Source organism: Streptomyces sp. NPDC007983, assembly GCF_042958345.1.
Classification (GTDB): domain Bacteria; phylum Actinomycetota; class Actinomycetes; order Streptomycetales; family Streptomycetaceae; genus Streptomyces.
In genome coordinates, this window is the sequence record NZ_JBIBJI010000003.1 from 690,124 (window position 1) to 711,238 (window position 21,115).

A 21,115-nucleotide genomic window follows, 5' to 3' on the forward strand; every position below is an offset into this window, starting at 1 on the left:
GTTCGACCGCCCGGCCGCCGGACCGCCCTCAGCCCCGCCCCGCCCTGTTCTCCCTTGCTCCTTCGGTCCCCTGCGAGGTGTCGATGACCGCGAAATGCGCGCCCTGATTGTCCGCAAGGACCGCGAAACGCCCGTACGGCGTATCTTCGGGCTCATTGAGAACCCGCCCGCCCAGCCGTTGGGCCGTACGCGACGCATGATCGCAGTCCGCCACCACAAAGTACGTCAGGAAGTGCGCGGGCAGTTCGGCCGGGTGCGGTTCCCCGAGCACGACCCGCCCGGCGACGGCGTGGCCGGGTCCGGCGGGCTCGCCGCGCGGTGACCACAGCAGGACGTCGGCGGGGCGCTTCGGCCCGGGTCCGGCGGGTCCGGCGGGGCGCTTCGGCCCGGGTTCGGCGGATTCGGCGGGTCCGGCGGGTCCGGCCTCTTCGCCGGTATCCGGCGCCGGGGCCCGCCCCCGGACCGGCCGCGCCTCGTATCCGAAGACCGTCCGGTAGAAGGCGTCCACCACCCGCGGCTCCCGGGTGTGGACCTCGGTCCAGCCGTAGCTGCCGGGGACGCCCCGGCGGGCGAAGCCGGGGTGGGTGCCCGTCTGCCAGAGCCCGAAGACCGCGCCGCCCGGGTCGGCGGCGGTCGCCATGACGCCGAGGTCGTCGATCCACCGGGGCGCGACGATCACCCGGCCGCCCGCCTCGCGGATCCGGGCGGTGGCCGCGGCGGCGTCCTCGGTGGCCAGGTAGACGTTCCAGACGGTGGGCATCCGTCCGTCGGACTTGGGCACCAGGGCCGCGACGTCCTCACCCCCGAGCCGGGCCCAGGTGTACGGGCGGTAGCCCGCGCCGCCCTCGGCGAAGGTCCAGCCGAACAGCTCGCCGTAGAAGCGGCGGCCCGCCGCGACGTCGGGCAGCATCGCGTCCGCCCAGCAGGGCACGCCTTCCACGCACTGGACCATGACCCGAGTCCTCCCGCATCCTCCTGTTCGCGGTCTTTACCGCGTTTGCCACGCTAACGGGGGATCGTCCCGGATGCCCGCTCCGGAAGTCGAAATATTTGGCCAATCCTTGGTCCGCGCCACCAGGCCCCGGCCCGGTCATCCACGCTTCTTATCCACAGCCTGTTGATAACACGATTCACCCGCATGGCGGAGCGGCGAGAAGCGGCTTGGCGGCGTACGAGAGGCCATCGGATGGGGCCGGAATCAGCCATTCCAAGCTGCCGAGGAGGGCTCACAAACCCTCTCATCCCGCACGAACCCCATTTGCACGCAGTCGAATCGCGCTTCGATCACCCCTCGGTAAGCTGACGGCATGACAGGACAAGTACGCACCGTCGACGGTCGGGTGGCCGGTCGTCGCGGGCAGGCGACGCGGCAGAAGCTGCTCGACTGCCTCGGCGAGATGCTCAGCACATCCCCGTACCGAGACGTCAAAGTCATCGATGTCGCCCGTAAGGCAGGCACCTCACCGGCGACGTTCTACCAGTACTTCCCCGATGTGGAGGGCGCCGTCCTCGAGATCGCCGAGGAGATGGCGAAGGAGGGCGCGGGCCTGACCGAACTGGTCGCCGGGCGCTCCTGGGCGGGCAAGTCCGGCGCCACGGCGGCCGACGAGCTGGTCGACGGCTTCCTCTCGTTTTGGCGCAAACACGACGCCATTCTGCGTGTGGTCGACCTCGGCGCGGCCGAGGGGGACAAGCGGTTCTACAAGATCCGCATGAAGATCCTCAACTCCGTCACCAACTCGCTGACGGACGCGATCAAGGAGCTTCAGTCCAAGGGCCGGTACGACAAGGACGTCCAGCCGGCCGCCGTGGCGGGCTCGCTCGTCGCGATGCTGGCGGCCGTCTCCGCCCACCAGAAGGGGTTCCAGAGCTGGGGCGTCAAGCAGGCCGACCTGAAGCCGAGCCTGGCGCTGCTCGTGCATCTGGGGATCACCGGCCGGAAGCCGCCGAAATAGCGCGGCGGCGCTCACCACGGCGCCCGCGCGCCCGTACGCGCCCCCGCGCACATCCGCGCGCCGACGCCGGGCCGGGCCCGGTCGGCGGGCCAGCACGTCCTGTCATGTCACGGCGGGTCACTCGACACGAGTGGCCCGCCGCGGCCGTTTCGGGCGCGGGGTTCCGGTGTCCCCCTGGGCGCCTCACGATTCCGGCCCGGCCCACGGCTCCACCGGCTCCAGGCGGAACAGCCGGATCCGGCGCTCCACCCGCGCCTGATAGCCGGCGTACGGCGGCCAGAAGGCCACCACCGCCGACCAGGTCCGCTCCCGCTCCGGGCCCTCCAGCAGACGGGCCCGGACCCGGATGTCGCGGCCCCGCCAGCTGATCTCCGCGTCCGGGTGGCGCAGCAGATTGGCCGTCCAGGCGGGGTGGCCGGGGCGGCCGAAGTTGCTGCCGACCAGGATCCAGCCGCCGCCCTCCTCCGGCATGCAGGCCAGCGGCGTACGGCGGGGCAGCCCGGACTTCGCGCCGCGCGCCGTGAGGATCACGCTGGGCAGCATCCGCGCGCTCGGCAGCACCCGGCCGCGGGTCAGCCGGTGGACGGCCCGGTCGAGGGCCGGGACGACGTGCGGGGCGAGCCGCGCGAAGGCGCGCCCCGACGACACCTTCTGTACGAGCCGTGTCATCCGCGCCCCCGGCGGCATCAGACCGTCACCGCCGTTGCGGCGGCCGGGGCGAACAGCCCGTCCCGGTCGGCCGCCCGCGCCCGCAGCCGGTGGGCGGGGCCGAAAAGCAGCTCGTCGGAGGCGGCCCGCTTCAGGTACAGATGCGCGTCGTGCTCCCAGGTGATGCCGATGCCGCCGTGCAGCTGCACGGCCTCGCCCGCGGCCGCCCGCTGCGCGTCCAGCGCCGACGCGAGCGCCAGCGGGCCCGCGACCGGGGCCTCCGGCCCGTCCGCCGCCCACGCCGCGTAGTACGCCGCCGAGCGGGCCGCCCGCACCGCGACGTACACATCGGCCAGCCGGTGCTTGACCGCCTGGAACGAACCGATCGGGCGGCCGAACTGCTCCCGCGTCCGTACATGGTCGACCGTACGGGCCAGGGCCGCGTCCGCCGCGCCCACCGCCTCCGCCGCCAGGACGGCCGCCGCCGGACCGCCCAGCCCGGCCAGGGCGCCCGCCACGTCCGCGCCGTCCTCGCCCAGCAGCTCGGCCGGGACGTCCCGCAGCTCGATACGGGCCTGCGGCCGGGTCTCGTCCAGCGCGGTCAGCCGGGTGCGGACCAGCCCGGCCGCCCCCGCCCGTACGGCGAAGACCAGGGTGCGGCCGCGCGTATAGCCCCCGGCGCGGGCGGCGACCAGCAGCAGCTGGGCGCTGTGTCCGTCGAGCACCTGCTCCACCTGCCCGTACAGCCGCCAGCCGCCGTCCCGGGCCCGGGCCTGGACGCCGCCCGCGCGGCCGCCGCCCGCCCAGTCCGCCTCATCACGGCCGCCGGCCTCCCCGTCGAGACCCAGCGCCCGGGACAGCGCCCGGCCCGGCACCGCGAGCGCCGCCGTCAGCTCGCCGCCCGCGATCCGCGGCAGCAGCTCGGCGCGCTGCGCGCCGGTCCCGAGGGCGGTGATCAGGGGCGCGGCGAGCACGGCGGTGGCCAGCAGCGGCGAGGGCAGCAGCGCCCGCCCGGTCTCCTCGCAGGCGAGCGCCAGCTCCACGGGCCCGCAGCCGACGCCGCCGTACGCCGTGGGCAGGGCCAGCCCCGGGAGGCCCAGCCGCCGCGCGAGTCGCCCCCACAGCGCCTCGTCGTATCCGGCGGCGGTGCGGACCGCGGCCTTGACCTCGTCGCCGCCGCACCGCCCCCGCAGCAGCTCCCGCAGGGTGCGCCGGATCTCCTCCTGCTCCTCGCTGAGCGCGGCATCCATCGGACGAGCACCTCCCGTTCCTGACGACCAGTCATACTAGCCCAGCAATCTGATGTACCGTCAGATCCATGACGCCTGCCCCTCGTAAGGTCGCCGTCGCCGGCGTCGCCCTCGCCGACTGCGGTCGCGTCGACGGCCCCACCCCGTACGCCCTGCACGCCCAGGCCGCCCGCCGGGCGCTCGCCGACTCCGGCCTCGACCGCTCGGTGGTGGACGGCTTCGCCTCGGCGGGGCTCGGCACGCTGCCGCCCGTGGAGGTGGCCGAGTACCTGGGGCTGCGGCCCGGCTGGACCGACTCGACCGCCGTCGGCGGGGCCACCTGGGAGGTCATGGCGGCGCACGCGGCGGACGCCATCGCCGCCGGGCACGCCCGCGCCGTCCTCCTCGTCTACGGCTCGACCGCCCGCGCCGACATCCGGGCGGGCCGCCGGACCGCGAACCTCTCCTTCGGGGCGCGCGGACCGCTCCAGTTCGAGGTGGGGTACGGCCACACCCTCGTCGCCAAGTACGCGATGGCCGCGCGCCGCCATATGCACGAGTACGGCACCACCCTCGAACAACTCGCGGACATCGCCGTGCAGGCGCGCGCCAACGCCGCGCACAATCCGGACGCGATGTTCCGGGAACCGATCACGGTCGATGACGTGCTGAGCGGGCCGATGATCGCCGACCCCTTCACCAAGCTGCACTGCTGCATCCGCTCGGACGGCGGCTGCGCGGTGCTGCTGGCGGCCGGGGAGCTCGTCGCGGACACGGCCAAGGCCCCGGTGTGGGTGCTGGGCTCGGGCACCGCCGTCTCGCACTCGGCCATGTCGGAGTGGGACGACTTCACCGTCTCGCCCGCGGCGGCCTCCGGGCGCGACGCCTTCGCGCGGGCGGGGGTGCGGCCGGAGGAGATCGATGTGGCGGAGCTGTACGACGCGTTCACCTATATGACGCTGGTGACCCTGGAGGACCTGGGTTTCTGCGCCAAGGGCGAGGGCGGCGCGTTCGCCTCCGGTGGGCGGCTGACGCTCGGCGGCGCGCTGCCGGTCAACACCGACGGCGGCGGTCTGTCCGCCTGCCATCCCGGGATGCGCGGGCTGTTCCTGCTGGTCGAGGCGGTACGGCAGCTGCGCGGCGAGGCGGGGGCGCGGCAGGTGCGCAAGGCGGGCGGGCGGCTGCCGGAACTGGCCGTGGCCTCGGGGACCGGCGGCTGGTTCTGCTCCTCCGGCACGGTCGTGCTCGGCCGCGGCTGAGCCGGGGCTCCTCCCCTTGCCCGGACCGGCGCCGGGTGATCGGATGGGGATCCCATGAGCGACGTACGTGATGACGCGGCCGACGACCGGGCCGAGACCCAGGCCTTCCGGGAGCTGCTGCGCGGCTTGCGCGTCCCGCACGCGGCCGAGCTGCCCGTATTCGACCCGGCGCAGGCTCCGGACGCGCCGCTTCCGCTGTTCCGGCGGTGGCTGCGCGAGGCCGCCGAAGACGGCGAACCGGGCCCGCACACGATGATGCTCGCCACCGCCGGCGCGGACGGCCGCCCGTCCCTGCGCACGGTGATGCTGCACGACGCCGACGCCCGCGGCTGGCACTTCGGCACCCATCACACCAGCCGCAAGGGCCGCGAGCTGGCCGAGCACCCGTACGCGTCGCTGGGCTTCCACTGGATGCGCCCCGGACGTCAGGTCCGGATCAGCGGGCGCGTGACGGAGGCCGGGCCCGAGGCGAGCGCGGCCGATCTGCGCGGCCGCTCCCCCGCCGCGCTGGCGGCGGCGCTGGCCGGGGCGGGACGGCAGAGCGCGGTGCTCGGTTCCTACGAGGATCTGGAACGGGCCTTCGCGGACGCGTACGAGCGGGCCGGGCGCGAACCGGACGCCGCCGCACCCACCTGGACGCTGTACGTCCTGGAGCCGGACGAGGTGGAGTTCTACCAGGAGGAGGCGCGGCGCCGGCACGTCCGGCTCCGCTACCGCCGCGCCCCGGAGGAACGCGGCGGCTGGCGGCGCGAGTTGCTGTGGCCCTGACCGCCCCGGCCCTGAACGCCCCCTGATCAGGCCAGCCGTACCGGCAGCGCCCGGTGGCCGTTGACGATGACCGACGGGGAGCGCTCCAGGGGCCCGTCCGGGTCGGCGAGCCGCAGGTCCGGGAAGCGGGCGAAGAGTTCCCGCAGCGCGATGGTGGTCTCCAGCCGGGCGAGCGCGGAGCCCGGGCAGCTGTGCGGGCCGTGACCGAAGGAGGTGTGCCGGGGGCGGCGGGCGATATCGAAACGGTCGGCGTCCGCGCCGTGCTGGGCGCGGTCGCGTCCCATGCCGCCGTAGGAGATGACCACGCCCTCCCCCTTGCGGATCAGCGTTCCGGCGACGTCGATGTCCTCGGTGGCAAAGCGGAAGAGGAAGTTCAGCGTCGGGGAGTCCAGCCGCAGGCTCTCCTCGACCACGTCGTCCCAGTCGTACCGGCCACTGTGGACGAGTTCGAGCTGTCCGGGGTCGCCCAGCAGCGACCGTACGGCGTTCACGATCACATGGACGCTGGTCTCGTGCCCGGCGGTGATCATGACCTGGATGGTGGCGATCAGCTCCTCGACGGCCTCCTCCGACGGGTCGTCGCCGAGTTCCGACAGCAGCGCGCTGGTGAGATCGGCGCCGGGCTCGTCGCGCTTGAGCCGGACCAGCCGGGCGATGTAGTCGTACAGCCCCCGCAGGGTGGCGTGGACGGTCTCGGGGGCGGCGTTGTCGTCGAAGAAGCTGTCGTACAGCTTCCGCAGCGGCCGGTGCCACTCGACCGGCATGCCGAACAGCTCGCCGACCACGGTGATGGGCAGCGGGAACGCGAAGGTGTCCTTGAGGTCCACCACCCCGCCGGAGCCCTCCGCCGCGGCGGCCTCCGCCGTCCGGTCGAGCAGCTCGCGGGTGATCTCCTCGACGCGGCCGCGGAGCGCCTCCACGCGCTGCGGGGTGAACTCCCGGGCCACCGGGCGGCGCAGCCGCCGGTGCTCGGCGCCGTCCGTGCTGACCAGCGAGGTCCCCAGGTCGACCAGGCCGATCAGCGGCCAGTCCGCGGGAATCTCGCCGCGCGTCCAGGGACCCCACTGGCCGATGTCCTTCACGAAGCGGCTGTCGCGCATCACCTCGCGCGCGGGCGCATCATGGGTGACGGCCCAGGCGGACACCCCGCCCGGCAGCTCGACCCGGACCACGGGCCCGGCCGCGTAGAGGAGTTCGCTCTCCTCGGCGGAGCTGCGGATCGTCGGGTCGAGCAGGAGGGGTCGTTCCTTGGTCGTTCCCATCGTTTCCTCGGTCAGTCCCATCCGAAGCCTCCGGTGTATGAGTGGGCGGGCGTATAGGTGACGGGCAGCGAGGTCAGGCCGCGCAGCCAGGGCGAGGGGCGCCATCGCAGCTCGTCCGCGGGCACCGCCAGCTCCACGTCCGGCAGATGCTCCAGCAGCGTCTCGACGGCCGTGTGGGCGACGACCTCGGCGATCCACTGCCCCGCGTACGGGCACCGGTGTTCGCCGTGGCTGTACGACATATAGGCGTTGTGGCCCTCCGGCCCGGCCGCCCCCGCCGCCTGCGGACGGATATAGGGGTCGGTGTTGGCCCCCGCGAGCCCGAGCAGCACCAGGTCCCCGGCGGGAATGCGGGTCGCGCCCAGCACGGTGTCCTGGGTGGTGAAACGGCCCGCGAAGATCTGCACCGGGGTGTGGTCGCGCAGCACCTGGTGCATGGCCTGGCGGACCGAGCGGCGGCCGCCGCCCATGTCGGCCGCGTAGTCGTGGTCGGTGAGCAGCAGCCACAGGGTCATGCCGATCCAGTCCGTGCAGGGCTGGTGTCCGGCGAGGGTGAGGACCATCAGGTCCTCGACCACCTCCTGATCGGTGAGACCGGCGTGGTCGGCGAGCATCCGGGAGGTGGTGTCCGGCCCGGGGTCCCGGCGTTTGCGGGCCACCAGCCGCTCCATGGTGTCGCGCACCTCGATCTGCCCGCGCAGGGCGTCGGGGCCGCCGTCCACCATGTCGTTGATCGCCTTCACCAGGGTGACGCCCTCGGAGTCGGACAGGCCGAGGACGCGGCTGAGGGCGAGCACCGGCAGCGGATGGGCGTAGTCGGCGATCAGATCGGCCCGGCTGCCCTCGCTCAGCTTCTCGATCAGACCCTGCGCGAACGACTGGGTCGCGTCCTGTATCTGATTGAGATCGACCGCTTCGAGGGCGGATCCGACCGCTCCGGCGCGCCTGCGGTGATCGTCGCCCTCCCGGTACAGCAGCGACCCGTTGTCCTCGACCATCGGACGCAGCGGCCAGTCCGGCGGGATCTGCGGCCACAGCCGCCAGCGGGCCGAACCGCGCCCGAACACCTTGGTGTTCTCGGTGACGCGCAGCAGTTCGCGGTAGCCGAGGACCAGCCAGGCGGGGACGCCGCCGGGGAGCAGCACGGGGGCGACCGGTCCGTAGGTGTTCCGCAGCTCCCGGTAGACCTCGGCGGGCGTGTCCTGGAAGCGCGGGCCGAACAGCTCGACGGCGTCCTCGTGGGACGCGGGCTGCTCGATGGGGGGCGGGGCGGACTCCGTCGGGTCGGACTCCGTCGGGGCGGGTTCGCCGCGCGGGCCCGGCTCGTCCGGTGCGCCTGGTGCGCCGGGTTCGTCGGATGGTGAGGTCGGCTGGGTCACGAAGCGGCCTCCTGGGCGGCGGACAGGGTGTGGAGATGGTCGAGCAGCGCCACCAGGACGTCCTTCCCCGAGGTGTGGGAGCGGGCGTCGCAGGCGACCAGCGGTATCCCGTCCGCGAGGTCGAGCGCGCCGCGTATGGCGTCCAGGGTGTGGTCCGGACTGTCGTCGAAGCGGTTGTGGGCGACGACGAACGGCATCCCCTTGCGCTCCAGGTGGTCGATGACGGGGAACGAGTCCGCCAGCCGCCGGGTGTCCACCAGGACCACCGCGCCCCAGGCGCCCAGGAACAGGTTGTCCCACAGGAACCGGAAGCGGCTCTGGCCGGGGGCGCCGAACAGATACGTCACGATCCGCTCGGTGACGCTGATCCGGCCGAAGTCGAAGGCGACCGTGGTGGCCGACTTGCCCTCCACCCCGGCCACCTCGTCGATCCCCACGCCCTTCTCGGTCATCACGGCCTCGGTCGTCAGCGGGTCGATCTCGCTGACGGCCCGGACGAAGGTCGTCTTGCCGACGCCGAAGCCGCCCGAGATCACGATCTTCACCGCGTCGCGGGCCGTATCGCTCAACGGGGCCTCGACATCGACCGTCTCGTCGACCGTCTCAGAGATTTTTGAGTGCAACGAGAACCTCTCGGACCAGGCCGGTATCGGGCAGTCGGGGCCGTGCCGGGGCGGCGGCCCCGGCACCCCGCGGGGCCGGCCGCCCGGTGCCACCGGCCCCGCTGCTGGGATGGCGGACCGAGATCCGGCCCTCGGCGAGCAGATCGGACAGCAGGATCGCGACGACGCCCACGGGCATGCGCAACCGCGCGGAGACCTCCACCAGCGCCATCGGATGGCGGCACAGCCGCAGGATCTGAACCGCCTCCGGGGCCATGCCCGCGGCCGGTTCGGACTCGCTGACGACCAGTGACACCAGATCGAACTCCGTGTACGCGCGGCTACGTCCCCCCGTCGCGGCGAACAGCCGGTCCGGCTGTTCATGGACGTCCCAGCGCATCATGCCGTCGCGCCGCCCTCCTCCCCGGGCACGCGCTGCGGCGAGGTGATGTACGAGAGGAGCCCGTCGACCAGGACGGACATGCTGTTGCCGACGATCCCCGGGTCGGCGTCCTCCCGGGCGAGCACCGCGAGATGGGCGCCCTCGCCCGCCTCGACGGTCATCAGCACCGCACCGCCGACCGCGACCAGGGAGTGCTCCACGCTGCCGGAGCCGTCGCCGAACTTGGTCGACACCGTTCTGGCCAGGCTCTGGATCCCGGAGGCGATGGCGGCCAGCGTCTCCGCCTCCGACCGGCTCAGATCGGAGGATTGGGTGATCACCAGTCCGTCGTTGGACACCGCGAGCGCGTGCCGCGCCCCGGGCGTCTTCGCCAGCAGGGCGTCGAGCTTCCAGTCGAGATCATGCGGGTTCATGAGGTCGTGCCTTCCGAGCGTGGTGTCGTGCGAGTGCGGTCCTGCTTGACGGCGGTGTGGAACGAACCGAACCGGTTCCCCGCCTCCGCGGGCTTCTTGCGTACGGGAGGTGGCGGCGCCGGTGGCTCGGCGCCCCGCTCGGTGCCGGTCTCGACCTGCTTGCGCCGGCGCCTCGGCAGCCCCTCGGGGGTGAGCGGATGGGCACCGGACCGCTCCTCGGACGGCTCCCCGGACCGCTCCTCGGATGGCTCTCCGGACGGCTCTCCGGACGGCTCTCCGGACGGCTCTTCGGGCCGCGACCACGACGGTGACGGCGGCCTGCGGGAGGGGAGCGGGGGCGCGGCGGCGCGGCGGCCCGGGGCATCGTGACCGGACGCCTCGTGACCGGGCGCCTCGTGGTCGGGGGCGTGATGATCGGCGCGGGGCTCGGTGAGCAGCTGCTGCGGGATCAGCACGGTGACCGCCGTACCGCCGGTCGCGGAGGCCTGATACCGCACGCGCAGCCCGAACTTACGGGCGATCATGCCCACCACCAGCAGACCCTGCCGGGTGCCGGACAGCTTCAGCATGCTCGACGGGTCGTCGGCGACCGCCTGCTGCGCGCGGGCGAGCATGTCGGGCCGCATGGCGAGGCCGCTGTCCGCGATCTCGACGGCGAGCCCGCGCGGAACCTCCTGGACGTAGACGTTCACGACGGTGGAGGGCGGCGAGAAGCTCACGGCGTTGTCGATCAGCTCGGCGAGGAGCGTGATCACCTTCTCGGCGGCGGCACCGACCACGGCCTGTTCGCTGGTGCAACGGATCTCGACCCGCTCCAGCCCCTCGATACGGGAGGTGGCGGCGCGCAGCACCCGCCAGATCACGATGGGCCTGGGCCAGTGCTTGCCGGACAGCGCGCCGGTGAGGACGGCGATGCGGTCGGCCATCCGGCCGGTCTGCGAGGTGGTGCTGTCGAGCTGGAAGAGGTCGTCGAGGGCGTCGGCCTCGTAGCGGTCCTGCATCTCCCGCAGCCGGGCGAGGTTACCGGCGACCAGCGCCTGGAGGCGACCGGCGATGCTGCGGAACGCGGCCACCATCTCGGTGCGCTTCTGCCGCTCCCGGGACAGTTCGCCGCCCACGGTCCGCAGCAGGTCGCGCAGCGGGCCGGTGGCGGGCTGCCCGATCCCGGCCAGCGCCTCCTCCACCGGGACCCGGCCGCGCAGCTGCTCGACGAGGGCGGGCAGCGCGGTGCCGACGGTGTGGCCGAGGTCCCGCTCGGCCGCGGCGGTCCGCTGGACGGACGCGGCGGCCTCCTGTTCCGCGGCGGTGGCCCGCCGCTCGGAGGCGGCGGCCCGTTCCCTCAGCTCGCGGACCTCGGCTTCGGCGCGCTCGGCGGCCAGCCGGTTCGTTTCCGCGATGGCCCCGGCCTCGGCGGCCCGTGCCTCGGCCTGCGCCGCCCGGAACTCCAGCGCCCGTACGGCCATCGCGGCGCGCGCACGGGCCGCGCCGCCGTGGGCCGCCGCGGCGACCGCGGCGCTCACCAGCACCCCGGCCACCACCGCGCACCCGATCACCGCGGGTCTCGCCGCGTCGGGCGCGGCTGCCGCCGCCGCCCACCCGGCGATGCCGAGCACGGGGACCGTCACCAGGAGGCCGAGGAAGGCCCGCCTGGCGGGTGAGTCCCACCGGTGGACACGCGACCGCTCGCGCTGATCGGGGTGTATCGGAGTCATCGATTCCTCGCGGCCGGGAGGTGAAGCAGGCAACAGCCGCCGGGCGCCTCGGGCATGGCTCGGAAGAGTAAGTCCTCGGTAAAAGGCGGAAGTTAGGCCGTCAGTCTAGGCACTTGGCCGAGTGATTGTTCAAGATTGATCATCAAATTATTTTGATCGCAGATGAGAATTCGGCCTGATCATTCAGGCAGCGGCCGGAAGACGGGGACGGCCGGGGCCCCGTCGGCGAGCGACCGGAAGGCGACGCGCAGCCGCATACCGGCGCGCAGCCCGTCCGCTGGGTGGTCGACGATCCGGGTCATCATCCGCGGCCCCTCGGCGAGATCCACGACGGCGGCGGTGTACGGGACCTGGGCGCCGAACGGCGGGAGGTCGTTGCGGTGCACCTCGGACCAGGCGTAGAGGGTGGCGGCACCGCTTGCGTCCTCCCAGGCGACGTCCTCGCCCCAGCAGTGCGGGCAGAACTCGCGGGGGTAGTGGTGGGCCCGGCCGCAGCCGGCGCAGCGGCGGATCAGCAGCCGCCCTTCGGCGGCGGCGTCCCAGTAGGGCCGGGTGAAGGGGTCGGGTTCGGGCAGGTCGAAGCGGGGCGCGGCGGAGGCGTCGGGGCCGCTCATGGGCACACTCCTTCCGGCCGCCGCACGGCGGCACACCACCCTTTCTGACGGCACATCAGTTTCCGGCGGCCGGAGGGGAGCGCGCAAGGGGCGGTCCGCAGGCGGGGACACCCGGCCCACAGTGCCCGTGACCGATCCGCAACCGATTCGGAATTCCTTTGACCGAAACCCGTCAAGCAGCCGACTACGCTCGCCACCATGGCCGACAGTCTCCCCGCGAGATCCCCCTCACCCGTCTATGTGATCGGCGGCGGACCGGGCGGGCTCGCCACCGCCGCCGCACTGGGCGGGCGCGGCATCCACGCCGTGGTCCTGGAGAAGTCCGATACGGTCGCCGCCTCCTGGCGGGGCCACTACGACCGGCTGCGCCTGCACACCACCCGCCGCCTCTCCGCGCTGCCCGGGCTGCCGATCCCGCGCGCGTACGGGCGCTGGGTCGCCCGGGACGACGTGGTGCGCTATCTGGAGCGGTACGCGGAGCACCACCGGCTGGAGATCGCCACGGGTGTGGAGGTGACCCGGATCGACCGGGCCGACGACGACACCGGCTGGGTGCTGCGGGCCGGCGGCGGGCGCGAGCTGTGTTCGCCGGTGGCCGTGGTCGCGACCGGCTACAACCACACGCCGCGGCTGCCGGACTGGCCGGGCCGGGACACCTTCACCGGCGAACTGCTGCACGCCCACCGCTACCGCAACGCCCGCCCGTACGAGGGCCGGGACGTGCTGGTGGTGGGGGCCGGCAACACGGGCGCGGAGATCGCGGTCGACCTGGTCGAGGGCGGCGCGGCGCGGGTGCGGCTGGCGATTCGCACCGTGCCGCACATTCTGCGCCGTTCGACGGCGGGCTGGCCCGCGCAGCGCACCGGCATCCTGGTGCGGCGGCTGCCGCGGGGCGCGGTGGACCGGGCGGCGCGGGTGATGTGCCGCCTGAGCATGCCGGATCTGTCCGCGCACGGACTGCCGTGGCCGGACACCGGGCTCTACACCCGGGTGCGGCAGGGCGCGATCCCGGTGCAGGACGTGGGGCTGGTGGACGCGGTGCGGACGGGGCGGGTGGAGGTGGTCGCCGCGGTCGAGTCGCTGGATCAGGACAAGGTGGTGCTGGCCGACGGCTCGCGCATCGGCCCGGAGGCGGTGATCGCGGCGACCGGCTACCGGCGCGGCCTGGAGGACCTGGCCGGGCACTTGGGCGTACTGGACGACCGCGGGCATCCGCTCACCCACGGCAGGCGAACCCTGCGCACCGCACCGGGCCTGTACTTCACGGGCTATACGAACCCGATCAGCGGCATGCTGCGCGAACTGGCCCTGGACGCGAAGAAGATCGCCGGGATGGTGTCCCGCACGACGGCTTGATTTCGCCGCCCATCCGGCGGCGTGAGCACGCCGCCGGACGGGCACGCTCTTGTTGCCGTCGCGCCGTACCGCCGGTAACCGCGCGCCGTCACCCTGCGTGTTCTCCGCGCACCGAGCATTCCTGACAGCCCGTCAGCTCTGTAGCCTGACCACTCAGTAATGTGACTGGGCGTCAGTTACCTGGTTATTGGCCAACGAGCAGGAGTGGCGGATACCCAATGCTTGGATCGACTCACGGCACCCTCACCACCAACTCCCGTCACGCCCGCGCCGTCGCCTGCGGGCGGCCCCCCGGCCCCGCCGTCCACGTCCACAGCAGCGCCTCGGCCCTCGACGACGCCGAGGACCTGGACGTCAGCGGCCGGCCGCTGCACTCCGACGTCCCCGACCTGGACCGCTTCTTCCGCCCCGAAGCGGTGGCCCTCATCGGGGCATCCGACACCGAAGGCCGCCCGGGCACCGGCATCACCCGGCAGCTCCTGGCCTGGGCGACACGCGTCGGCGCCCGGCTGCACCCTGTCCATCCCTCCCGTCCGGCCGTCTTCGGCCTCCCCTGCGTCCCGTCCGTCGCCGAACTGCCCGAACCCGTCGACCTCGCCGTCCTCCTCGTCCGCGACCCCCTCCCGGTCCTCGAGGAACTGGCCCAGGTCAAGGTCAAGTTCGCCGTCGTCTTCGCCTCCGGCTTCGCCGAGACCGGCGCCGAGGGCGCCGCCGCCCAGGCCCGGCTGACCGCCGCCGCCCGCCGCGCCGGGCTGCGGCTGCTGGGCCCCAACACCAACCTCAACGCCTTCGAGGAGTTCCGCGACGACCTCGAAGGGCCCGCCATCGCCCTCATCACCCAGTCAGGCCACCAGGGGCGCCCCCTCTACACCCTCCAGGAACTGGGCATCCGGCTCAGCCACTGGGCCCCCACCGGCAACGAGGCAGACCTGGAGAGCGCCGACTTCCTCTCGTACTTCACCACCCGGCCCGAGGTCGGCGCCATCGCCCTGTACGCGGAAGGGCTCAAGGACGGCCGCGGCTTCCTCCTCGCCGCCGACCGGGCCGCCCGCGCCAAGGTGCCCGTCGTCGCCGTCAAGGTCGGCCGCACCGAGACCGGCGCCCGCACCGCCGCCTCCCACACCGGCAAACTGACCGGCGCGGACACCGTCGTGGACGCGGCCATGCGCCAGTTCGGCGTGATCCGGGTGGACGGCCTGGACGAACTCCAGGACACCGCCGCGCTGCTCGCCCGCGCCCGGCCCCCGCGCGCCGAGGGCGTCGTGGTGTATTCGATCTCCGGGGGCACCGGCGCCCACGTCGCCGACCTCGCCACCGCGGCCGGGCTCCCGATGCCCGTCCTCTCCGCCGAGAAGCAGGCCGAACTCCACCAGTGGATCCCCGCGGACCTCGGCGTCGCCAACCCGGTCGACAACGGCGGCCACCCCGTGGGCGACTGGCGCGGCCCGAAAATCATCGACGCGATCCTCGCCGACCCGGCCGTGGGCGTACTGATCTGCCCCATCACCGGCCCCTTCCCGCCGATGAGCGACAAGCTCGCCCAGGACCTGGTGGACGCCGCGGAACGCACCGACAAACTCGTCTGCGTGGTGTGGGGCTCCCCCGTCGGCACCGAGGACGCCTACCGCACCACCCTGCTCGGCTCCTCCCGCGTCGCCACCTTCCGCACCGTCGGCAACTGCCTCACCGCCGTCCGCGCCTATCTGGGCCACCACCGCTTCACCGCCTCCTACCGCTCCCCCTTCGACGACGCCCCGCGCACCCCCTCCCCGTCGATGCGCAAGGCGAGCGGACTGCTGCGCCCCGGCCAGCGCTTGAGCGAACACGCCGCCAAGCAGCTGCTGCGCGCCTACGGCATCCGGGTGCCGCGCGAACAGCTCGTCACCAGCGCCGCCGCGGCCGTCCGCGCCGCCGGACTCGTCGGCTACCCCGTCGTCATGAAGGCGTCCGCGCCCCAGCTCGCCCACAAAACCGAACTCGGCCTGGTCCGCCTCGGCCTGACCTCCGCCAGCCAGGTCCGCGACACCTACCGCGAACTCACCGACATCGCCCGCTACGAAGGCGTCGAACTCGACGGCGTCCTGGTGTGCCAGATGGTCGAGCGCGGCGTCGAAATGGTCGTCGGCGTCACCCACGACAACCTCTTCGGGCCCACCGTGACCGTCGGCATCGGCGGCGTGCTCGTGGAGGTGCTGCGCGACACCGCCGTCCGCGTCCCCCCGTTCGGCGAGGACCAGGCCCGCGCCATGCTCGCCGAACTGCGCGGCCACGCCCTCCTCGACGGCGTACGCGGCGCGCCCCCGTGCGATGTGGACGCCCTGGTCGAGGTCGTGCTGCGGGTGCAGCGCATGGCCCTGGAACTCGGCGACCAGCTCGCCGAACTCGACGTCAACCCCCTGATGGTGCTGCCCCGCGGCCAGGGCGCGGTCGCCCTCGACGCGCTGGCGATCTGCCGCTGAGCGCCCGTACGCCGCTGACCGCCCGTACGCCGCCGAGCGCACGCGCCGCGCCCACAGCCCGAGGAGCCTGCCCATGACGTCTCCCTCCCCCGAAGAAGTGCTCGATTCCGTTGTACGGCACGCCACTGACAACGGGGTCGCCTGGATCACCCTCGACCGCCCGTCCGCCCTCAACGCCCTCACCCCCGACCAGCGGGAACGCCTGATTCTGCGGCTCGATCAGGCCTCCGCCGACCCGGCCGTGCGGGCAGTCGTGCTCACCGCCACCGGCAAGGGCTTCTGCGCGGGCGCCGATCTGCGCGGCGCCCCCTCCGCCCCGGCCGAGCGGATCGCGGGCGACGTCGCCCGGCTGATCCGCGGCGGGGCGCAGCGGCTCATCACCGCCGTACTCGACTGCGAGAAGCCCGTCATCGCCGCCGTCAACGGCACGGCCGCGGGGCTCGGCGCCCATCTCGCGCTCGCCTGCGATCTGGTCCTGGCCGCCGAATCGGCCACCTTCACCGAGGTCTTCGTGCGCCGCGGACTCGTCCCCGACGGCGGCGGCGCCTACCTCCTCCCCCGGCTGATCGGCCCCCAGCGGGCGAAGGAGCTGCTGTTCTTCGGCGACGCGCTGCCCGCCGCCGAGGCCGAACGGCTGGGGCTGGTCAACCGCGTCGTACCGGACGGCGAACTGGCCAAGACCGCCCGCGCCTGGGCCGAACGCCTGGCAGCGGGCCCCACCCGCGCCCTCGCGGCCACCAAGGCGCTGGTCAACGCCTCGCTGGAGTCCGGCCGGGCGGCCGCCTTCGCCGCCGAGGCAGCCGCCCAGGAGACCAACATGACCACGGCCGACGCGAACGAGGGCGTCCGCGCGTTCGTCGAACGCCGCACGCCGGTCTACCGGGGCCGCTGAGCGGACCTCCGGAAGAGAGACGGAACAACGAGGAGATGCGAAAACCATGATGGGACACGCCGGAATGGCCGCCACCGCCGTCCGCTATCTGCGCTCGGCCGGTTCGCCCACCACCGCCGGGCCACCGCCCCCGCCCAGGCCCAGCGCGCGCCGCGCGCTGCGCGCCGTACAGGAGGATGAGCGCCCGCCCCTGTCCCCGGCGGAATTCCGCCGGGTCCTGGGCCACTTCGCGAGCGGCGTCGCCGTGATCGCGACCACCGACGAGGCGGGCCCGACGGGCTTCGCGTGCCAGTCGTTCACGTCGCTGTCCCTCGACCCGCCGCTGATCGCCTTCATGGTGGCCCGTACGTCCACGACCTGGCCCCGTATCGCCCGCAGCGGCGTCTTCTGCGTCAGCATTCTGGGCGCGGCGCAGGCCGAGCTGTGCCGGTCGTTCGCGATCAGCTCCGCGGACCGGCCGGACAAGTTCGCCGGTGTCCCCTACACCCCGTGCCCCGTCACCGGCTCCCCCCGGCTCACGGGCGCCCCGGCCTGGATCGACTGCACCGTCCACACGGTCCACACCGGCGGCGACCATCTGGTGGTGGTGGGCCGGGTGTGCGCCCTGGACACCGACGAACAGGCGGCGGCCGACGGCCCCCTGCTCTTCCACCGCGGCGCGTTCACAGGGCTGGCGCCGGGGCGGTAGCGGCACCCCGCCGGATCATCAGCGCCATCAGCGCCGCCACCGCGCACAGCCCGCCCGCGCCGTACCAGACCAGGTCGTACGACCCGAACGCGTCCCGCGCCATGCCCCCGGCGAACGCCACGATCCCCGCGCCCACCTGGTGCGACGCCAGTACCCACCCGAACACGATGGCGCTGTCCTCTCCGTACCACTCCCGGCACAGCGCGATCGTCGGCGGTACCGTGGCCACCCAGTCGAGCCCGTAGAAAACGATGAAGAAGATCATCGGCGGACGCACCGCGTCGTCCAGGAGCAGCGGCAGGACCATCAGGGACAGCCCGCGCAGCGCGTAGTACACGGCCAGCAGCCGCCGCGCGTCGAAGCGGTCGGTGAACCAGCCGGAGCCGATCGTCCCCACGATGTCGAAGACGCCGATCACCGCGAGCAGGCCCGCGGCCGCCGTCACCGGCATGCCGTGGTCGTGCGCTGCGGGCACGAAGTGGGTCTTGACCAGGCCGTTCGTCGAGGCGCCGCAGACCGCGAACGTCCCGGCGAGGAGCCAGAACGTACCGGTCCGCGAGGCCGAGACGAGGGCCGTCACCGCGCGCCGGGCGGCGCCCCGCCGCGGGGCGGGCCTGGGGGCGGGCGGGCCGTCGGCCCCGTACGCGGTGAGCCCGACGTCGGACGGGTAATCGCGCAGGAGCAGCACCACGCACGGCACGATGGCGAGGGCGGCGACCGTGACGACCATGGCGGCGGGCCGCCAGTCGTGCTGCCGCTCCACGATCCAGGAGAGCAGCGGCAGGAAGACCAGCTGGCCGGACGCCCCGCCCGCGGTGAGGACGCCGGTGACCAGGCCGCGCCGTGCGACGAACCACCGGTTGGTGATGGTCGCGGCGAAGGCGAGCGCCATGGCCCCGCTGCCGAGGCCGACGAGCACGCCCCAGCACAGGATGAGCTGCCAGGGGGACGTCATGAAGACCGTCAGACCGCCACCGACGGCGATGACCGTCAGCGCGGCGGCGACGACCTGACGGACGCCGAAGCGGTCCATCAGGGCGGCGGCGAACGGCGCGGTGAGCCCGTACAGCGCGAGGTTGACGGAAACGGCGAAGCCGATGGTGCCGCGCGACCAGCCGAACTCCTCATGGAGCGGGTCGATCAGCAGTCCGGGCAGGGAGGCGAATCCGGCCGCCATGGTGATCGTCATAAAGGCGACGGCGGCGACCAGCCAGGCCCGGTGCGGGCGGCGTACGCGGGCCCGGCCCGGCTTCGCGTTCTGTCCGGGGGCCTGGGGACGTTCGGTTGTCTGCGTCACCGGACCAGCATCGGGCGGCGCCTCCCCGCGAACGAGTGGCCCGTGGGACAGCATTCGCTAGGATCGGGCCACACCGCCGCGACAGGAGGCCGGAGCCATGCCTCAGCCCGGGATGACCGAAAAGCTCCATCGCGTCGTCGTGCTCGCCCTGCCCGGCGTGATCCCCTTCGAACTGGGCATCCCCTACCGGATCTTCGGCAAGGCCCGCTCCGCCGCCGGGCGGCCGCTGTACGAGGTGGTGACCTGCACCCCCGTGCCCGGCCCCGTGACCACCGACGCCGACTTCCCGATCATGGTCGAGCGGGGCCCGGAAGCCCTGGCCGAGGCGGACACCATCGTGGTTCCGGCCTCGCACGGGCTCGGGCCGGTCCAGAAGGAGGGCCGGCTGACCGCACCGCTCGCCGCCGCCCTCGCCCACGCCCGCCCCGGCGTCCGCTGGGTGTCCATCTGCACCGGCTCGTACGTGCTCGCCGCCGCCGGACTGCTCGACGGCCGCCCCGCCACCACCCACTGGAGCAGCACCGACCACTTCCAGCGGCTCTTCCCGGCCATCGCGGTCGATCCGGATGTGCTGTTCGTGGACGACGGCGACGTCCTCACCTCCGCCGGGGTCGCCTCCGGTATCGACCTGTGCCTGCACCTCGTACGGCGCGACCACGGCACCGCCGTCGCCAACGAGGTCGCCCGGAGCAGCCTGGTGCCGCCGCACCGCGACGGCGGCCAGGCCCAGTACATCCGGCGCCCGGTGCCCGCGCCGCAGCAGGCCACCACCACCTCGGCCCGCGCCTGGGCGCTGGGCCGCCTCGACCGTCCCCTCACCCTGCGCGACCTGGCCGCCCAGGAGTCGATGAGCGTCCGCACCTTCACCCGACGCTTCCGCGAGGAGGTCGGCGTCAGCCCCGGCCAGTGGCTGACGCGGCAGCGGGTGGAGCGGGCCAGGCAGCTGCTGGAGGACACGGACCTGTCGGTGGACCAGGTGGCACGGGACGCCGGCTTCGGCACGCCCGCCTCGATGCGGCAGCATCTGCAGGCCGCGCTCGGGGTCTCCCCCAGCGCGTACCGGCGCACCTTCCGGGCCTCCGCCTCGGAGGACGGGCCCGATCAGAAGGTGAGGACGGCCCGCGCGACCCGCCCGCCGCGGGCGTCGTCCACGGCCGCGGCGAAGTCCTCCATCGGGTAGACGCGGGTGACGAGTTCGTCCAGCAGCAGCCGGCCCTGCCGGTACAGCTCCGCGTACAGGGCGATGTCGCGCTGCGGGCGCGCGGAGCCGTAGCGGCAGCCCAGGATCGACTTGTCCAGATAGAGGGAGGAGACCCGGAAGGCCGCCTCGGCGTCCGCGGGCGGGACCCCGAGCAGCACCGCCTGACCGTGCCGGTCGAGGAGGTCGACGGCCTGCCGGATGAGCAGGGTGGAGCCGACGCATTCGAAGGCGTGGTCGGCGCCGGTGGGCAGGATCTCCCGTACGGCCTCGGGCGAGCCGGCGAAGTGCGTGGCGCCGAAGCGCCGGGCCAGCGGCTCCTTGGCCGGGTTGTTGTCGACGGCGACGACGGTGGTCGCCCCGGCGATCCGGGCCCCCTGCAGGACGTTGAGCCCGATGCCGCCGGTGCCGATGACGACGACCGACTCGCCGCGGTCCACCCGCGCCCGGTTGAAGACGGCGCCGACGCCGGTGAGGACGCCGCAGCCGATGAGGGCGGCCGAGGTGAGCGGAATCTCGTCCGGGATCTTCACCGCCTGGACGGCCGTGACCAGCGTGCGCTGCGCGAACGCGGAATTGGAGGCGAAGTTGAACAGCCGCTCGCCGTTTCCGCGGTGGAACGGGCGGCTCGGCCTGCCGATCGCGGCGCGGCACATGGTGGGGCGGCCACGGTCGCAGTCGGCGCAGGTACCGCAGTTGGCGAGGGTGGAGAGCGCGACGTGGTCACCCGGCGCGACATGGGTGACGCCGGGCCCCACCGACTCGACCACGCCCGCGCCCTCGTGGCCGAGCACCACCGGCACGGGAAACGGAATGGTGCCGTCGATGACGGACAGATCGCTGTGGCACAGCCCGGCGGCTGCCACGGCCACCAGCACCTCGCCCGGGCCCGGGCCGCGTACCTCCAGGTCGTCGACCACCCGGGGCGCCTCGCCATCGAAAACAACGCCTCTCATACCCGTTCTCCCCCACCTCCGGGGC

At 73.6% G+C, this 21,115-nt stretch carries 20 protein-coding genes; 8 read left to right on the forward strand and 12 right to left on the reverse strand.

What is annotated here, in order from left to right; translation table 11 throughout:
- Positions 1 to 28: 28 nt before the first annotated feature.
- Complete coding sequence (locus tag ACFZCY_RS12300) at positions 29 to 952, reverse strand: VOC family protein (protein WP_391171636.1); 924 nt, start codon at positions 950 to 952, stop codon at positions 29 to 31.
- A gap of 355 nt (positions 953 to 1,307) precedes the next feature.
- On the opposite strand from ACFZCY_RS12300, the gene ACFZCY_RS12305 reads away from it, so the two are divergent.
- Positions 1,308 to 1,955: a TetR family transcriptional regulator gene (locus ACFZCY_RS12305; protein WP_391171638.1), complete on the forward strand. Its 648-nt coding sequence runs from the start codon at positions 1,308 to 1,310 to the stop codon at positions 1,953 to 1,955.
- 183 nt (positions 1,956 to 2,138) lie between these two features.
- Here ACFZCY_RS12305 and ACFZCY_RS12310 read toward each other — a convergent pair whose 3' ends face one another.
- Both ACFZCY_RS12310 and ACFZCY_RS12315 read right to left on the reverse strand, forming a co-directional pair.
- Positions 2,139 to 2,624, reverse strand: coding sequence for a nitroreductase/quinone reductase family protein (locus ACFZCY_RS12310; RefSeq protein WP_391171641.1), 486 nt, complete (start codon positions 2,622 to 2,624; stop codon positions 2,139 to 2,141).
- Between the two features lie 17 nt (positions 2,625 to 2,641).
- Complete coding sequence (locus tag ACFZCY_RS12315) at positions 2,642 to 3,853, reverse strand: acyl-CoA dehydrogenase family protein (RefSeq protein ID WP_391171643.1); 1,212 nt, start codon at positions 3,851 to 3,853, stop codon at positions 2,642 to 2,644.
- A 68-nt stretch (positions 3,854 to 3,921) separates the two neighbouring features.
- Here ACFZCY_RS12315 and ACFZCY_RS12320 point away from each other — a divergent pair, with 68 nt between their 5' ends.
- The gene (locus ACFZCY_RS12320) at positions 3,922 to 5,091 is read left to right on the forward strand and encodes an acetyl-CoA acetyltransferase (RefSeq protein WP_391171645.1); all 1,170 of its coding nucleotides are present in this window, start codon (positions 3,922 to 3,924) and stop codon (positions 5,089 to 5,091) included.
- A gap of 54 nt (positions 5,092 to 5,145) precedes the next feature.
- Positions 5,146 to 5,859, forward strand: coding sequence for a pyridoxal 5'-phosphate synthase (locus tag ACFZCY_RS12325; RefSeq protein ID WP_391171647.1), 714 nt, complete (start codon positions 5,146 to 5,148; stop codon positions 5,857 to 5,859).
- 26 nt (positions 5,860 to 5,885) lie between these two features.
- On the opposite strand, the gene ACFZCY_RS12330 is transcribed toward ACFZCY_RS12325, so the two are convergent.
- From ACFZCY_RS12330 to ACFZCY_RS12360, 7 genes are all read right to left on the reverse strand, one after another.
- Positions 5,886 to 7,121 (reverse strand): cytochrome P450, encoded by a 1,236-nt coding sequence (locus ACFZCY_RS12330; RefSeq protein WP_391171649.1) that lies wholly within the window; start codon positions 7,119 to 7,121, stop codon positions 5,886 to 5,888.
- Between the two features lie 11 nt (positions 7,122 to 7,132).
- A complete protein-coding gene (locus ACFZCY_RS12335; protein ID WP_391171651.1) occupies positions 7,133 to 8,500 on the reverse strand; it encodes a cytochrome P450 in 1,368 nt (455 codons plus the stop codon).
- Entirely contained in the window at positions 8,497 to 9,123 is a 627-nt protein-coding gene (locus ACFZCY_RS12340) for an ATP/GTP-binding protein (RefSeq protein WP_391171653.1), read from the reverse strand. Before ACFZCY_RS12340 ends, ACFZCY_RS12335 begins: the two co-directional genes overlap by 4 nt.
- Positions 9,104 to 9,505 carry a DUF742 domain-containing protein gene (locus ACFZCY_RS12345; RefSeq protein WP_391171655.1) on the reverse strand — a complete coding sequence of 134 codons (402 nt, stop codon included), beginning with the start codon at positions 9,503 to 9,505 and terminating at the stop codon, positions 9,104 to 9,106. The genes ACFZCY_RS12340 and ACFZCY_RS12345 overlap by 20 nt, the downstream gene beginning before the upstream one ends.
- Positions 9,502 to 9,918, reverse strand: a complete 417-nt coding sequence (locus ACFZCY_RS12350; RefSeq protein WP_391171657.1) for a roadblock/LC7 domain-containing protein — start codon at positions 9,916 to 9,918, stop codon at positions 9,502 to 9,504. Before ACFZCY_RS12350 ends, ACFZCY_RS12345 begins: the two co-directional genes overlap by 4 nt.
- Complete coding sequence (locus ACFZCY_RS12355) at positions 9,915 to 11,630, reverse strand: ATP-binding protein (RefSeq protein ID WP_391171659.1); 1,716 nt, start codon at positions 11,628 to 11,630, stop codon at positions 9,915 to 9,917. The genes ACFZCY_RS12350 and ACFZCY_RS12355 overlap by 4 nt, the downstream gene beginning before the upstream one ends.
- Before the next feature lie 179 nt (positions 11,631 to 11,809).
- Positions 11,810 to 12,244 (reverse strand): OB-fold domain-containing protein, encoded by a 435-nt coding sequence (locus tag ACFZCY_RS12360; protein WP_391171662.1) that lies wholly within the window; start codon positions 12,242 to 12,244, stop codon positions 11,810 to 11,812.
- Positions 12,245 to 12,442: 198 nt separating this feature from the next.
- Between ACFZCY_RS12360 and ACFZCY_RS12365 the strand changes: the two genes are divergently transcribed.
- From ACFZCY_RS12365 to ACFZCY_RS12380, 4 genes are all read left to right on the forward strand, one after another.
- On the forward strand, positions 12,443 to 13,600 hold the full coding sequence (locus ACFZCY_RS12365; RefSeq protein WP_391171664.1) for an NAD(P)-binding domain-containing protein: 1,158 nt from the start codon (positions 12,443 to 12,445) through the stop codon (positions 13,598 to 13,600).
- Positions 13,601 to 13,818: 218 nt separating this feature from the next.
- Positions 13,819 to 16,059, forward strand: coding sequence for an acetate--CoA ligase family protein (locus ACFZCY_RS12370; RefSeq protein WP_391171666.1), 2,241 nt, complete (start codon positions 13,819 to 13,821; stop codon positions 16,057 to 16,059).
- 73 nt (positions 16,060 to 16,132) lie between these two features.
- Positions 16,133 to 16,951 carry an enoyl-CoA hydratase-related protein gene (locus ACFZCY_RS12375; RefSeq protein WP_391171668.1) on the forward strand — a complete coding sequence of 273 codons (819 nt, stop codon included), beginning with the start codon at positions 16,133 to 16,135 and terminating at the stop codon, positions 16,949 to 16,951.
- Between the two features lie 64 nt (positions 16,952 to 17,015).
- The gene (locus tag ACFZCY_RS12380; protein WP_391172132.1) at positions 17,016 to 17,639 is read left to right on the forward strand and encodes a flavin reductase; all 624 of its coding nucleotides are present in this window, start codon (positions 17,016 to 17,018) and stop codon (positions 17,637 to 17,639) included.
- Here the strand turns inward: ACFZCY_RS12380 and ACFZCY_RS12385 are convergent.
- Positions 17,614 to 18,990, reverse strand: a complete 1,377-nt coding sequence (locus ACFZCY_RS12385) for an MFS transporter (protein ID WP_391171670.1) — start codon at positions 18,988 to 18,990, stop codon at positions 17,614 to 17,616. The genes ACFZCY_RS12380 and ACFZCY_RS12385 overlap by 26 nt on opposite strands.
- A gap of 43 nt (positions 18,991 to 19,033) precedes the next feature.
- Here ACFZCY_RS12385 and ACFZCY_RS12390 point away from each other — a divergent pair, with 43 nt between their 5' ends.
- Positions 19,034 to 20,116: a helix-turn-helix domain-containing protein gene (locus ACFZCY_RS12390; protein WP_391171673.1), complete on the forward strand. Its 1,083-nt coding sequence runs from the start codon at positions 19,034 to 19,036 to the stop codon at positions 20,114 to 20,116.
- On the opposite strand, the gene ACFZCY_RS12395 is transcribed toward ACFZCY_RS12390, so the two are convergent.
- Complete coding sequence (locus ACFZCY_RS12395) at positions 20,038 to 21,090, reverse strand: alcohol dehydrogenase catalytic domain-containing protein (protein WP_391171675.1); 1,053 nt, start codon at positions 21,088 to 21,090, stop codon at positions 20,038 to 20,040. The two genes, ACFZCY_RS12390 and ACFZCY_RS12395, sit on opposite strands and share 79 nt — an antisense overlap.
- Positions 21,091 to 21,115: the final 25 nt, after the last annotated feature.

Excerpts from the sequence above, each read along its gene's own strand:
- ACFZCY_RS12385 (WP_391171670.1), bottom strand. The coding sequence starts at position 18,990 with ATGCTGTCCCACGGGCCACTCGTTCGCGGGGAGGCGCCGCCCGATGCT.
- ACFZCY_RS12345 (WP_391171655.1), bottom strand. The coding sequence starts at position 9,505 with ATGATGCGCTGGGACGTCCATGAACAGCCGGACCGGCTGTTCGCCGCG.
- ACFZCY_RS12320 (WP_391171645.1), top strand. The coding sequence starts at position 3,922 with ATGACGCCTGCCCCTCGTAAGGTCGCCGTCGCCGGCGTCGCCCTCGCC.
- ACFZCY_RS12355 (WP_391171659.1), bottom strand. The coding sequence starts at position 11,630 with ATGACTCCGATACACCCCGATCAGCGCGAGCGGTCGCGTGTCCACCGG.
- ACFZCY_RS12325 (WP_391171647.1), top strand. The coding sequence starts at position 5,146 with ATGAGCGACGTACGTGATGACGCGGCCGACGACCGGGCCGAGACCCAG.
- ACFZCY_RS12360 (WP_391171662.1), bottom strand. The coding sequence starts at position 12,244 with ATGAGCGGCCCCGACGCCTCCGCCGCGCCCCGCTTCGACCTGCCCGAA.
- ACFZCY_RS12375 (WP_391171668.1), top strand. The coding sequence starts at position 16,133 with ATGACGTCTCCCTCCCCCGAAGAAGTGCTCGATTCCGTTGTACGGCAC.
- ACFZCY_RS12305 (WP_391171638.1), top strand. The coding sequence starts at position 1,308 with ATGACAGGACAAGTACGCACCGTCGACGGTCGGGTGGCCGGTCGTCGC.
- ACFZCY_RS12330 (WP_391171649.1), bottom strand. The coding sequence starts at position 7,121 with ATGGGAACGACCAAGGAACGACCCCTCCTGCTCGACCCGACGATCCGC.
- ACFZCY_RS12370 (WP_391171666.1), top strand. The coding sequence starts at position 13,819 with ATGCTTGGATCGACTCACGGCACCCTCACCACCAACTCCCGTCACGCC.
- ACFZCY_RS12315 (WP_391171643.1), bottom strand. The coding sequence starts at position 3,853 with ATGGATGCCGCGCTCAGCGAGGAGCAGGAGGAGATCCGGCGCACCCTG.
- ACFZCY_RS12300 (WP_391171636.1), bottom strand. The coding sequence starts at position 952 with ATGGTCCAGTGCGTGGAAGGCGTGCCCTGCTGGGCGGACGCGATGCTG.
- ACFZCY_RS12350 (WP_391171657.1), bottom strand. The coding sequence starts at position 9,918 with ATGAACCCGCATGATCTCGACTGGAAGCTCGACGCCCTGCTGGCGAAG.
- ACFZCY_RS12310 (WP_391171641.1), bottom strand. The coding sequence starts at position 2,624 with ATGACACGGCTCGTACAGAAGGTGTCGTCGGGGCGCGCCTTCGCGCGG.
- ACFZCY_RS12365 (WP_391171664.1), top strand. The coding sequence starts at position 12,443 with ATGGCCGACAGTCTCCCCGCGAGATCCCCCTCACCCGTCTATGTGATC.
- ACFZCY_RS12380 (WP_391172132.1), top strand. The coding sequence starts at position 17,016 with ATGGCCGCCACCGCCGTCCGCTATCTGCGCTCGGCCGGTTCGCCCACC.
- ACFZCY_RS12395 (WP_391171675.1), bottom strand. The coding sequence starts at position 21,090 with ATGAGAGGCGTTGTTTTCGATGGCGAGGCGCCCCGGGTGGTCGACGAC.
- ACFZCY_RS12390 (WP_391171673.1), top strand. The coding sequence starts at position 19,034 with ATGCCTCAGCCCGGGATGACCGAAAAGCTCCATCGCGTCGTCGTGCTC.